We start from the raw sequence: 13,086 nt of genomic DNA, 5'->3' as shown, positions 1-13,086 counted from the left end.
CGGCCGCACTCTAACCTGACCGCAGGAACAAGGGACCGCTGATTTGGCACCGGTCTGTTTTTGGGCTTAATCCATTATGTCGATCCCTTTGTTTTAGCGGCGTTCGTTTGGTTTCCCCCTTGGCTCGGCCAGGGTTTTTGCCTAGCTTCGCGATCAGTAATTTTCCGCCCAGGTCAGGCCAAAGGGGGTGCCGTGGCGCGACAGGTAGCGGTCGAAGCCAAAGGCGCGACCAAGATTTTCGGTTCGGGGGAAGAGGCCGTTCACGCCCTCGACAACGTTTCCGTGGCCATCCGCGAGAACGAGTTCTTCACGCTGCTGGGCCCCTCGGGCTGCGGCAAGACCACCTTGCTGCGCCTGATCGCCGGCTTCGAGCTCCCCAGTGCCGGCGACATCCTGCTGGCCGGCGAATCGGTCGTGCATCTGCCGCCCTATCAGCGCCCCGTGAACACGGTGTTCCAGTCCTACGCCTTGTTCCCGCATATGACCGTGGCGCAGAACATCGCCTTCGGCCTCGAGATGCGCGGCATCTCCAGGGCCGAGACGGCGGCCCGGGTCGAGGAAATGCTGGCGCTGGTGCGCCTCGGCAAGCTCGGCGGCCGCAAGCCCTCGCAGCTCTCGGGCGGCCAGCAGCAGCGCGTGGCGCTTGCCCGCGCGCTCGCCAACCGTCCCAAGCTGCTGCTGCTGGACGAGCCGCTCTCGGCCCTCGACCTCAAGCTGCGCAAGGAGATGCAGATCGAGCTCAAGCGCATCCAGCTCGACACCGGCATCACCTTCATCTTCGTCACCCATGACCAGGAAGAAGCCCTGACCATGTCGGACCGCATCGCGGTCATGAGCCAGGGCAAGATCCTCCAGATCGGCACGCCGACCGAGATCTATGAGCATCCCACCAGCCGCTTCGTCGCCGACTTCATCGGCGAGACCAATCTGATCGAGGTGGCGCTGGGCGCGCGCGCCAACGGCCAGGTGGCGCTCAAGATGCCGGGCGGTCGCGAGATCGCCGTCCTGCTGCCGCAGGGCGTCACCCTCGGCGACAAGGGCACGGTCGCGATCCGGCCCGAGCGCACCTCGCTGACCAAGGACGCCGACCGCCAGCTCGTCGGCAAGATCGAGAACATCGTCTATTTCGGCACCGACACGAGCTACTTCGTGACGCTCGCCGACGGCAAGCCGTTCCATGTCCGGGTGCAGAATCGCGAAGGGGCGCGCATGGGCTTCAGCAAGGGCGAGGAGGTCGGCATCCGCTTCGCGACCGACGCCGCCCAGCTCCTGCGCGATTGAGGCGCAAGGCGCTCATGGCGAGTATCGACGCGACCGCGACCCCGACAAGCAGCGACAAGCTGGCCCAGACCCGCGCCGAGGTGAAGCGGCGCGAGACGCTCAAGCGCGCCGGGCTGCTGTCGCCGGCGATCCTGATCATCGTCATCTTCGGCATCCTGCCGCTCTTCATCGTGCTGTTCTATTCCTTCCTCGAGGCCGGCGCCTATGGCGGCGTCGAATGGAAGTTCTCGGTCGATGCCTATGTGACCTTCCTCTTCAGCCACGATCTGTTCGATCCCACGATCCTGCATTTCTCGCCTTCCTATCTGCAGATCTTCGCGCGCTCCTTCATCGTCGCCGGCGTCGCCACGCTCATCTGCCTGCTGGTCGGATTCCCGGCCGCCTATTTCATGGCGACGCGCCCGCCCAAGACGCGCAATCTCTGGCTCTTCCTGGTGACGCTGCCCTTCTGGACCAACCTCCTGGTGCGCAGCTTCGCGATGATGCTGATCATCCGCGACCAGGGGCTGATCAACGGCTTCCTGATGTGGACCGGGATCATCCAGCAGCCGATCGTGATGCTCTACACGCCCTTCGCCGTGGCGCTGGGCCTGCTCTATGCCTTCCTGCCTTTCATGGTGCTGCCGCTCTATGCCAGCCTCGAGAAGATCGACTTCCGGCTGGTCGAGGCCGGGTTCGATCTCTATGCCACGCGCGGCCAGGTGCTGCGGCGGATCATCATCCCGCTGGCCAAGCCCGGCATCATCGCGGGCTGCATCCTCGTCTTCATCCCGGGTCTCGGCGCCTATATCACGCCGGCGCTCCTGGGCGGCGGGCGCGACCTGATGATCGGCAATCTGATCGCGCAGCAGTTCGGCACGGGCCGCAACTGGCCCTTCGGCTCGGCCATGGCGCTGATCCTGATGGCCGTGGTGCTGGTCTTCCTGATGATCTATGCGAGCGTCACCGGCCGCCAGAAGGTGCGTCATGGCTGATGTGACCGCGCCCGTTCCCTTCGTCGCCACCCGCCGCCAGCGGCGGATGCTCGACATGACCTATCAGCCGGGCTTCCGTGCGATCGCCTATTTCTGCCTTTTCATGCTCTACGCGCCGATCCTGGTGCTGGTGATCTATTCCTTCAACGCCAACCGCTCGGTCACGATCTGGACCGGGTTCAGCATCGACTGGTTCATCAAGGTCGTGAACAACGACCAGATCAAGAATGCGGCGCTGACCTCGTTCAAGATCGCCGTGGTCGCCACCATCGGCGCCACCATCGCCGCCACGGCGGCCGCCCTCGCCACCACGCGCACCACGCCCTATCGGGGCCTCGCCAGCGTCTATGTCATCATCAACCTGCCCCTGATGGTGCCGGAGATCGTGACGGCGGTGGCGACCCTCTCCTTCTTCGCCATGGGGCGCACGCTCCTCGGGATCGATCTGGGCCTCGCCAATCTGATGCTGGCCCATATGGTCTTCTGCATCCCCTTCGCCTATCTGCCGATCCGCGCCCGGCTCGAGGATATGGACCGGACGCTGGAACAGGCGGCGGCCGATCTCTATGCCAGCCCCTGGCACGCCTTCCGGCGGGTGACCTTGCCGCTGCTCACGCCCGGCATCATCGCCGGCGCGATGCTGGCGTTCATCACCTCGATCGACGACGTGACCATCACCACCCTCGTGGCGGGGCCCGGCCAGACCACGCTGCCGATCTACATTTTCGGCCAGATAAGACGCGGAGTAACGCCTGAAACCAACGCGGTTTCGACGATTATGCTGGCGGTTTCCGTGCTATTGGTTAGCTTGTTCTTCTTCCTCGCGCAGAGGCGGAAGAAGTAAATCCGGCCTTCGACCGGATCGTTTGAGAGAAAGGAACTTTCTATGAGGAATCGCCTTTTCGGCGGCCTGGTTGGCGTGGCGATCGCGTTTGCGGCGCTGACGCTCGCCGGTTGCGACGAGAAGAAGGAAGAGCAGGCTTCAAGCTCGACCTCGACCACCGACAGCAGCGCCGCCACCAGCTCCTCGACCGCGTCGACCACCGCGACCACCACGACGACGGATTCGAGTACGAGCACCGCGAGCACGGCGACCACCACCACCCAGGAAGCGGCGGTGACGCCCGAGGGCGGCGAGCTCCATATCTACAACTGGGGCAATTACACCAACCCCGACCTGATCAAGAAGTTCGAGGACACCTACAAGGTGAAGGTCACCCTCGACGATTACGATTCGAACGAGGTGATGCTGGCCAAGATCAAGGGCGGCGCCACCGGTTACGACATCGTCGTGCCGTCCGACTACATGGTCGCGGTCATGATCAAGGAAGGCCTCCTCGAGGAGACCAAGCCCAATACGATGGAGAACTTCAAGAACGTCGATCCGCGCTGGGTCGATGTCTATTGGGACAAGGGCCGCAACTACACGGTTCCCTGGCAGTGGGGCACGACCGCCTTCACGGTCAACACCGATGTCTATAAAGGCGACGTCAACACCTACAAGCTGATCTTCGACCCGCCGCCAGAGCTGCAGGGCCGCATCAACATGCTCGATGACATGAACGAGGTCATCAACGCAGGCCTGCGCTATCTCAACCTGCCCCGCTGCAACAAGAATCCGGAAGACCTGAAGAAGCTCACCGAGCTGCTGATGGGTTCGAAGAAGTACTGGCGCACCTTCGACTATGCGACGATCGAGAAGCTGACCTCGAAGGACGTCGACCTGTCGCAGCAGTGGAACGGCGCTTCCTTGCGCGTCCGCACCCAGATGCCTTCGATGGTCTATGCCTATCCGAAGGAAGGCCTGACCGGCTGGATGGACAATGTCTCCGTGCTCAAGGGCGCGCCCGACCTGGAGAACGCCAAGAAGTTCCAGAACTTCGTGATGGATCCGGAGAACGCCGCCCTCGTCTCGAACTTCGCGAACTATGCCAACGGCATCGTCGGCAGCGAAAAGTTCATGAAGAAGGAAATGGCCGATGCGCCGGAGATCATCATGCCGGCGAGCGCGCCGGCGCCGGAGTTCCTGCCGCCTTGCGACGACGACACGGTGAAGATGTACAACGCCATCTGGACCGAACTGAAGAAGTAGGCGCCTTCCTCCGGCTTCGACCGGAACGGCGTGCGACGTGATGAGGCCGGGTGGCTCATGCCACCCGGCCTTTTCCTTGTCCGGCCGACGGCTTTCCCGGTCCCCGCGAGGACGCGGCGATCCACTCGGCCCATCGCTTCGCGACCCGGGACCAGCTGTAGGTCTCGCGGGCGAAGCGAACCTGCTTCGACATTCGCGCGGCATGGCGGGTCGGATCCGCGATGGCGCGATCGAGCATGCCGAGAACGAGCTCGGCATAGGCTTCCGCCGCACCGGCGCGGTTTGCGTCATCCACCTTCGGCATCATCTCGCCAAAGCCTGACAATGTTTCCGGCAGCGCCCCCAAATCGGTCGTGGCCACCAGACAGCCCGACGCCATCGCCTCCATGACGGCGATGCAGGCCGTTTCGGCGAATGTCGAGGGATAAGCCAGCATGTCGGCGCCGGTCATCTCCTGCGCCAGGCGGGGCTGATCGACCGAGCCGAGCCATTCGACGCCCGGCATCGATCGGGCGCTCTCATAGAGCGGCAGATACCGCTCGTCCGACTGCCCATAGACTTTCATCGACGAGAACAGCCGCAAGCGCAGCGCCGGGATCTCCCGCCGCATCTGCGGGAAAGCCTCGAGCAGCAGGTCGAGCCCGCGAAACGGCGTGCTGGTATAGACGAGCGTGGGCGCGTCTTCGGGGATGGGCCGCCATGTCCAGGGTTGATCGGCGAAAACGGGCGCGATGGCATTGCGCATGATCCGGACGCGACGCGGATCGATGGCGAAGGCGGCCTTGTAGCCTTTGGCCTGCCAGAGACTGACGAAGGCGAATCCGTCCCAGGCCTCGCATTCCTCGCGACTACGGAGGGATTCGACCGACGGCTGGTTGGGCGCATGCTGCAGCCAGCAGATCAACAAGGGCGATCCCGGCCCCCGGGGGAAGACCCCGCGAAGCGCGGCGCCGACAAGGCCGGTCGCGATGACCGCATCATGCTGATGCACGAAACTCGTGCTGCGGCCGACGCTGGGCTCGGGAAAATACACGCCGCGATAGCGACCCGGCGTCGAGGTGTAGTTGATGACGGCGACGTCGTGTCCCAGTTGGGTCAGGGCTATCGCCAGATAACAGACCGCCGACTGGGTCCCACCCAGGGGCTGATGCCAGGGTGAGTCCGCCGTATAGTCGATCATCATCGTGTCCCAGAATGCGAGCTTCATCGCTTCCGCGCGACCCCTGGACCAAACGACCCTTGCCATTCTACGCCCATGCGACGGCCCGACAATCGGGCCAAAAGCAGGGCTTGCGGAACGGTCCCGCGCTGCCGAATGTTCTCCCATTGCGCCCGGGCCGAACCGGGGGCATTAAGGTGCCGAGCCTCGAGACAGACCCCAGGAATTCCACCCGCATGAAGACCATTTTCACGGAAGACCACCGGTTGCAGGACGGCAAGGCCGAGCTGATCGACGGCAAGCTGATGCCCTGTTTCGAGATGCCGCGCCGGGCCGAGATCGTGATCGCGCGCGTGCGCGACCAGAAGCTGGGCGAGGTGGTGGCGCCGGAACGCTTCGGCACCGATCCGGTGTTGCGCGTCCATAAGCCCGAGTTCGTGCGCTTCCTCGAGACCGCGTGGGACGAATGGGTCCAGCAGCATGGGAGCTACGATGCGCTGCCGCTCAACTGGATCGCACCGGGCATGCGCCGCATCCTGCCCGAGACCATTGACGGCAAGCTCTCCTATTACTCCTTCGATGCCGGCACGCCGATCACCGCCGGGACCTGGCGCGCCGCGATCGCCGCGACCGAGGTGGCGATGACGGGAATGAAGCTGGTGAAGGGTGGCGAGCGCGGCACCTTCGCGCTCTGCCGCCCGCCCGGCCATCATGCGGGCTCCGACTATTATGGCGGCTATTGCTTCTTCAACAATGCCGCGATCGCGGCCCAGGGCTTCCGCGACGGCGGGGCCGCGCGGGTGGCCGTGCTCGATGTCGATTATCACCATGGCAACGGCACGCAGGAGATCTTCTACAAGCGCGACGACGTGCTGACGATCTCGATCCATGCCGATCCGAAGCAGGAATTCCCCTTCTTCCTCGGCCATGCCGACGAGCGCGGCGAGGGCAGGGGCGAGGGCTTCCATCTCAACCTGCCGCTGCCCTGGGGCATCAGCTGGGCCGAATACGGTCCGGCGCTCGACACCGCCATGCGCCGGCTGACCGAGTTCGCGCCCGACGCCATCGTGGTCTCGCTCGGCGTCGACACCTTCGAGAAGGACCCGATCTCGAAATTCAAGCTGAAGCACGAGGACTATATCCGCACCGGCGAGGTCATCGCCGCCGCCGGCAAGCCCACGCTCTTCGTGATGGAAGGCGGCTATGCCGTCGAGGAGCTCGGTGTGAACGCCGTCAATGTGCTGCAGGGCTTCGAGGCAAAGAGTTAGATTTTCCGCTCGCAGACGGCCGCTGGCTTGTGTTCCGCTTGCGGACTGCCACTGGGTTTGTGTTCCACCCGCGAACGGCCGCCCCGCCAACCCCGTTCGCGGGTGTAAGAAGTAAGAAGGATCGCTTCACTCATGATCACCATCGCCAGCGAGGATCACCGGCTGCATGCGCCCAAGGGTGAGTTCTCGTTCGGCGAGTTCGTGCCGCCTTACGAGAATCCGCGCCGGGTCGACAGCATCCTCGCCCGCATCGCCGAGACGCGGCTGGGGCCGGTGCGCCCGCCCGAGCGTTTCGGCGCCGATCTGATCCGCCGGGTGCATAACGCGCCGCTGCTGGGTTTCCTCGAGACCGCCTGGACGCAATGGCAGGCGCAATTCGGTCCGGAGGCGCCGCCGGCTTTGCCCCTGAGCTGGCCGGTCGGCGGCATGCGGCAGATCGAACCCGAGGGTATCACGGGCAAGTTCGCCTTCTTCGCGCTCGACGCCTCGACCGCGATCACGCCCACCTCCTGGGCCGCGGCGCGCTCGGCGGTCGACGTGGCCTTGAGCGCGCAGAAGCTCGTGGCCGGCGGCGAGCGCACGGCTTTCGCCCTCTGCCGCCCACCCGGCCACCACGCGACGCCGGACAATTACGGCGGCTATTGCTTCATCAACAATGCCGCGGTCGCGGCCGAGGCTTTCCGCCAGGCGGGCACCGCGCGCGTCGCGGTGCTCGATGTCGATTACCATCATGGCAACGGCACGCAGGCGATCTTCTATCGCCGCCCGGACGTGATGTTCGCCTCGCTCCACGCTTCGCCCGAGACGACCTATCCTTATTTCAGCGGCTATGCGGACGAGATCGGCGAAGGGCCGGGCGAGGGCTTCAACGCGAATTATCCGCTGCGCCACGGCACCACCTGGAACGCCTATGGCGCGGCGCTCGATCACGCGCTGCAGCGGATCGAAGGCTTCGGTCCCGACGCGCTGGTGATCTCGCTCGGCGTCGACACCTTCGAGAAGGATCCGATCTCGCATCTGAAGCTGCGCAGCGACGATTACATCCGCATCGGCGAAGCCATCGCGCGCCTGAAGCGCCCGACTTTGTTCGTGATGGAAGGCGGCTACGCGATCGAGGAGCTGGGCCTCAACACGGTCAATCTGCTGCAGGGTTTCGAGGCGAAGGCCGGCTGAGGCCTCACCCGTCGCTGCCGGTCCAGAGCCAGACGCGCAACGGGCCCACCGCGCGGAAACCTGCCTCGCGTGCCAGCGCCAGATCCTCGTCGCGCTCATAGCCCACGATCGGCAGGCCGGGTGCCCGCGCCTGCGCCTCGCGGCGGCAGGTATTCCAGACCGAGGCGCGCGCGGCTTCGGGCCCGAACAGATTCGACAGCCCGATCGCCTCGGCCGACAGGCAGAGCACGCAGCCGGCCACGATCTCGTCGCCGAGACGGCCGGCGAGGATCGCGATCGACGGATCCTGCAGCAAGGCGGGCTGGAAGATGGCGGCCGATCCCGCCGAGAGATCGCGCCGCCAGGCCGTTTCCCAGGCCACGAGGTCTTCGGGACGCTCGATCCGGTGCCAGCGGATCGAAAGATCCTCCGCCGGCGGGGAAACCTCATCAGGCGACAGCTGGATCCAGCTCGCCTCGAACAGGCAGTCGAAACCCTGCGCCGTCAGATCGAGCGCCGCGAAGCTGTCCTTGACCGCCCAGGGCAAAGGCGGCCCGTTCTCGAGCAGCGCCGTGACGCGATCGCGCTGCGTCGCCTGGCCGTCGGCCGTGAGCGTGATCAGGTTGGGATAGAACAGCGGCAGCTTGCCGGCGCTGAACCAGAGCTCAGGCAGGAATTTTCCACCGGCGCCATGGCTGCGCGCGACCGCATCGCACCAGTCCGCATTGTTGCGCGCGGCTTGAACCGTCGCCATGTCGCTTTCGGTTGCCATTCAATCGGGCCGACCGATGGGCTCGGCGCCGCGGCCCTGCACCAGCCAGTCGGCCAGCGCGAGCTCGAGCCGGGCGAAGACGCCGTCCCAGTCGCCGACCGAGGTCTGGCGGAACAACCGCAGGTTCGGATACCAGCTCGACCGCTCCGGATCGAAATGCCACATCCAGCCGGCGCGATGGGGCAGCAGCACCCAGCCTTCGGCCCCCATGGCGCCCGCGAGATGCGCGACCGCCGTGTCGATGGTGATGACGAGATCGAACTGTGCGATCGCGGCCGCCGTGTCGGCGAAATCGCGCACCAGCGGCGCCAGATCGACGATCCGGCCCTGCCCTTCGCGGGCGATGTCGGCGGCGGCCGGCCCGATCTGCAGGCTGAAGAAGGAAAGATCGAAGCGTTGCGCGAGCCGCACGAAACGATCGAGCGTCGTGCTGCGATGCGGATCGGGATGGCGGTTGCCGACCCAGACGATGCCGATGCGCGGGACCGGCGCCGACCGCAGCTCGTTCCAGGGCGCATCCGCGTCGGGCGCCTTGAGATAAGGGATCGCGCCCGGCAGGTCCTTCGCCTGGATCCCCAGCGCCAGGCCCAGATCCAGCAGCGGGTAATGCGCGCCATAGGGCGGCAGGGTCGCGGCGAAATCTGCCACCTCGCCCAAGCCCGGCAGCCCCGCGAACAGGCGCAGCAGCGGCGCCTGGCAGGCCAGGATGAGATGCGGCGTCAGCGTCGCGAGGCGCGGCAGGAAGCGGGCGAACTGGATCACATTGCCATAGCCCTGCTCGCCCCAGATCAGGAGCGGCTTGTCGGTGGGCTTGCCGTCCCAGAGCGGTCCCGGCGGTGGCGGCACCCGTTGCGGACGTTCGAAGCGGCGCGCATAGCGCTGCCAGCCTTCGGGCCAGCGCTGCAATCGCATCAGCGAATGCGCCAGATTCCAGGTGAGGGAGGGATGATGGGGCGCCGCGACCGCCGCGCGTTCGAGCAATGTCACCGCCGCGGCCTCGCGCTGAGGATCGCGGCCCGCGAGCACCGCCGCCAGCGTCAGGGAGGATTCGGGCACCTGTGGTGCTAACGCGAGCAGCCGGCGCGCATGGGTCTCGGCTTCGGCCAACGCGCCCTGCCGGCGCAGGAGCATCGCCAGATTGTTGAGCAGGGCCGGATGCTGCGGCGCCATGGCAACCGCCGCCCGCAGCGATTGCTCGGCTTGCGCCAGATGCTCCGCCTCTTCCACCGGATCGAGATCGGCCCAGGCGATCTCGATCTCGGCCCGTGCGCGCAAGGCCGCCAGCCGCTCGGGCGGTGGCGCCGTCATGCTCACCTCTTCGAGCAAGGCGCGCGCCCGGCGGAATTCGGTCTTGGCGGCGAGCAGCCGCGCCAGCTCGAGACGCACCGGCACCGAGCCGGGTTCGAGCGAATGCGCCAGCTCGAGCGGCGCCAGGGCCGCGGCCGCGTCGCCTTCGGCCAGGAAGATGCGCGCCAGCATGAAATGGGTCGCGGCGTCGGCCTCGGGGCTGGCGATGAGCTCGACCAGCAGCGCCTTGGCTTCGGCGAAGGCGCGCCGTTCCAGCAGCAGCAGAGCGAGGTTGTGGCGCGCCGAGCGGACCTCGATGCCGGCGGCGATCGCCTGCCGATAGAGCGCCTCGGCGGAAGCGGCCTGGCCAGCCTGGTGCGCCCGAAGGGCTTGCTTGAAAAACGTGGTCATGAATAAGGGGGCCGCTTCGGGACATCGATCGGACGGTCAGCCCATCTTCCCCAACCCGGCGGGCTTGGCAATGGCGGCTTGACAGGGAACAATCTATGAACGAGTATTGAACATATAAATACTAATATAGGTTGTAGATGCCCAGGCATCGGAAGCGGCGGCATTCGAAGCACCGGCATCGGAAGGAGCGGCGGTGGATGGCGCGATGACGGCGGCGACCCCGGAGAACGGCCGCGCGCGTCCGGCGGGGTGGGGCGGCACGCCCAAGCCCGGCGGGCGGATCGCCAGCGTGGCGTTCCATGGCATCGAGGTGCTGGGCGTCGATGTGCAGGTCCAGACCGCCGGCGGCCTGCCCGTCTTCGCGGTGGTGGGACTGCCCGACAAGGCGGTGGGCGAAAGCCGCGAGCGGGTGCGCGCGGCCCTGGCCTCGCTGGGGCTGGCGCTCCCGCCCAAGCGCATCATCGTCAATCTGGCGCCGGCCGATCTCAGCAAGGAAGGCAGCCATTTCGATCTGCCGATCGCGCTGGCGCTGCTGGCGACGATGGGCGTGCTGCCCGGCGCCGAGCTCAACCGCTATGCGGCCCTGGGCGAGCTGGGGCTCGACGGGCGGATCGCCGCCGTGGCCGGCGTGCTGCCCGCCGCCATCAGCGCCGCGCAGATGGGGCTGGGCCTCATCTGCCCCGCCGAGCAGGGCGGCGAGGCGGCCTGGGCCGGCGAGATCGAGGTGGTGGCGGCGCCCAGCCTGCTCGCCCTCATCAATCATTTTCGCGGCAGCCAGGTGTTGCGCCCGCCCGAGCCCAAGATCGCGCTGCAGGAGGGTGCTGCCCTCGATCTTGCCGACATCAAGGGGCAGGAAAGCGCCAAGCGCGCGCTCGAGATCGCGGCGGTCGGGAGTCATAATCTTTTGATGATCGGGCCGCCTGGGTCCGGCAAATCGATGCTGGCGCAGCGCCTGCCCGGCATCCTGCCGCCGCTCGAGCCGGCCGAGGCGCTCGAGGTCAGCATGATCCATTCGGTCGCGGGCAGTCTCGCCGGCGGCCGTTTGCTGCGCCGCCGGCCGTTCCGCGACCCGCATCACTCGGCGACCCTGGCCGCCCTCACCGGCGGCGGCCCGCGCGCCAAGCCCGGCGAGGTGTCGCTCGCCCATCTGGGCGTGCTCTTTCTCGACGAGCTGCCGGAGTTTCCGCGCAGCGCGCTCGAATCGCTGCGCCAGCCGCTCGAGAGTGGCCGCGTCACAGTGGCGCGGGCCGCGGCCCATGTGACCTATCCCGCGCGGTTTCAGCTCATCGCCGCGATGAACCCCTGCCGCTGCGGCCATCTGGGCGACATGACGCGCGCCTGCGGCCGCCAACCGCGCTGCGGCCAGGATTATCAGGCGAAGCTGTCGGGGCCTCTCCTCGATCGTCTCGATCTCGCGATCGAGGTGCCGGCCGTCAGCGCCAGCGACCTGACCCTGCCGCCCTCGGCCGAGCGCAGCGCCGACGTCGCGGCCCGCGTCGCGGCCGCGCGGGCGTTCCATCATGAGCGCGTGCAGCGGCTTCTGAGCGGCACAACGTCGCCGCCACGGCCGGCCCCGCGCTGCAACGCCGAGCTCGACGGACGCTGGCTCGAAGAACTCGCAGCACCGGACAGCGAAGGCCGCCGCCTGCTGACCAACGCGGTCGAGCGTTTCCGCCTCTCCGCGCGGGGCTATCATCGAATCCTGAAACTCGCCCGCAGCCTCGCCGATCTCGAGGCCGAGCCGCAGATCCGCCGCGTCCATATCGCCGAGGCGCTGTCATACCGGCAGATGCAGGCTGGGTTATAAGTCGCTGCGCAATGCCGATCCCATGCAGGGTGCCCAATGCATCCTGCAAGAGATGAACTAACGGCCGGGGAACCCTAGATCTTCTAACCATTCCCCTTTGACCCTTGCAAGTAGGAGGCCCGATGCCGAGTCGACCAGCACTGCGCAGCATGCAGGTACATAAACTATTGAAAATTCTACGCGATCCCCAGGGCTTGCTAGATCTCGATCACGTCGGCAAAGTGTCGACTCGTCGACAGACTGAGGAAGCCAAGAGAAATGACTTCGAAGAGCACTGGAAGACAGACGAGGAGGGTCGAGCGCACCAAGATTCTCGGCATAAGGATGTCGCTGGAACGCGCCGCCGAGGTCAAAACCGAAGCGGCACGCAAGCATATGACAGTGTCACGGCTCTTCGACGAACTCTGGGCTTTGTATCTCAGGAAGCGTCAGCTATGACCGGACGATTCGCCACGGAAGTACAGCTGGCCGCTTTTGCGGCGGCTCTCAGCGGCGATCATATTACGGATGCAGAGCGAGCTATTATCGGTGACCGCCTGCCAACAGTGACTGCTTCCGAGAGACGGGAGCTTTCTGCAAATCTAGCCAGAGGCATAGACCGTCTGGGTGATGCATTTGCCACCCTACGTTCGTCAGAGTTGCGTCGGAAAAATGGCGCTACTTATACGCCCAGTGTCGTGGTCAACGCGATGACAGAGTGGGCGCTTCACCAGAAGATCGACCCAAAGCGCATTGTCGACGCCGGCGCCGGCTCGGGGCGGTATTCAATTGCTGCGGCCCGCGCTTTTCCCAACGCGACGATCGTGGCGATCGAAAATGATCCTCTTGCGGCTCTCGTTCTGCGTGCCAACGCAACTCTTTTCGGCATCACAGAGCGTATAGA

11 protein-coding genes are annotated in these 13,086 nt (G+C 65.9%); 8 read left to right on the top strand and 3 right to left on the bottom strand.

Features of this window, described 5'->3' with window-relative positions; genetic code table 11:
• The first annotated feature begins 192 nt into the window (after positions 1–192).
• Genes ACREE8_RS22225 through ACREE8_RS22210 form a run of 4 tightly spaced genes read left to right on the top strand, consistent with a single transcriptional unit; the run spans position 193 to position 4,347 of the window.
• Positions 193–1,281: an ABC transporter ATP-binding protein gene (locus ACREE8_RS22225; protein WP_431575205.1), complete on the top strand. Its 1,089-nt coding sequence runs from the start codon at positions 193–195 to the stop codon at positions 1,279–1,281.
• A gap of 14 nt (positions 1,282–1,295) precedes the next feature.
• Positions 1,296–2,255 (top strand): ABC transporter permease, encoded by a 960-nt coding sequence (locus ACREE8_RS22220; protein WP_431575204.1) that lies wholly within the window; start codon positions 1,296–1,298, stop codon positions 2,253–2,255.
• The gene (locus tag ACREE8_RS22215; protein ID WP_431575203.1) at positions 2,248–3,099 is read left to right on the top strand and encodes an ABC transporter permease; all 852 of its coding nucleotides are present in this window, start codon (positions 2,248–2,250) and stop codon (positions 3,097–3,099) included. The genes ACREE8_RS22220 and ACREE8_RS22215 overlap by 8 nt, the downstream gene beginning before the upstream one ends.
• Before the next feature lie 42 nt (positions 3,100–3,141).
• Positions 3,142–4,347 carry an extracellular solute-binding protein gene (locus tag ACREE8_RS22210; protein ID WP_431575202.1) on the top strand — a complete coding sequence of 402 codons (1,206 nt, stop codon included), beginning with the start codon at positions 3,142–3,144 and terminating at the stop codon, positions 4,345–4,347.
• Positions 4,348–4,402: 55 nt separating this feature from the next.
• On the opposite strand, the gene ACREE8_RS22205 is transcribed toward ACREE8_RS22210, so the two are convergent.
• Positions 4,403–5,554 carry a glycosyltransferase family 4 protein gene (locus ACREE8_RS22205; protein ID WP_431575201.1) on the bottom strand — a complete coding sequence of 384 codons (1,152 nt, stop codon included), beginning with the start codon at positions 5,552–5,554 and terminating at the stop codon, positions 4,403–4,405.
• A gap of 188 nt (positions 5,555–5,742) precedes the next feature.
• On the opposite strand from ACREE8_RS22205, the gene ACREE8_RS22200 reads away from it, so the two are divergent.
• On the top strand, positions 5,743–6,774 hold the full coding sequence (locus tag ACREE8_RS22200) for a histone deacetylase family protein (RefSeq protein ID WP_431575200.1): 1,032 nt from the start codon (positions 5,743–5,745) through the stop codon (positions 6,772–6,774).
• 132 nt (positions 6,775–6,906) lie between these two features.
• Positions 6,907–7,947, top strand: coding sequence for a histone deacetylase family protein (locus ACREE8_RS22195; protein ID WP_431575199.1), 1,041 nt, complete (start codon positions 6,907–6,909; stop codon positions 7,945–7,947).
• A 4-nt stretch (positions 7,948–7,951) separates the two neighbouring features.
• Here the strand turns inward: ACREE8_RS22195 and ACREE8_RS22190 are convergent, their stop codons facing one another.
• Together ACREE8_RS22190 and ACREE8_RS22185 are read right to left on the bottom strand one after the other, a co-directional pair.
• Positions 7,952–8,680, bottom strand: coding sequence for a hypothetical protein (locus tag ACREE8_RS22190; RefSeq protein WP_431575198.1), 729 nt, complete (start codon positions 8,678–8,680; stop codon positions 7,952–7,954).
• A gap of 18 nt (positions 8,681–8,698) precedes the next feature.
• Complete coding sequence (locus tag ACREE8_RS22185; RefSeq protein ID WP_431575197.1) at positions 8,699–10,396, bottom strand: tetratricopeptide repeat protein; 1,698 nt, start codon at positions 10,394–10,396, stop codon at positions 8,699–8,701.
• Between the two features lie 205 nt (positions 10,397–10,601).
• Between ACREE8_RS22185 and ACREE8_RS22180 the strand changes: the two genes are divergently transcribed.
• Together ACREE8_RS22180 and ACREE8_RS22175 are read left to right on the top strand one after the other, a co-directional pair.
• Positions 10,602–12,203, top strand: a complete 1,602-nt coding sequence (locus ACREE8_RS22180; RefSeq protein ID WP_431575196.1) for a YifB family Mg chelatase-like AAA ATPase — start codon at positions 10,602–10,604, stop codon at positions 12,201–12,203.
• Between the two features lie 434 nt (positions 12,204–12,637).
• Positions 12,638–13,086: hypothetical protein (locus ACREE8_RS22175; RefSeq protein ID WP_431575195.1), on the top strand; the 449-nt coding region annotated here is incomplete at its 3' end.

Origin of the sequence: Hypericibacter sp. (genome assembly GCF_050729195.1) — a bacterium.
Classification (GTDB): domain Bacteria; phylum Pseudomonadota; class Alphaproteobacteria; order Dongiales; family Dongiaceae; genus Hypericibacter.
Note: the sequence above shows the minus strand (reverse complement) of the source record. Positions and strands in the feature narration are given on the sequence as shown.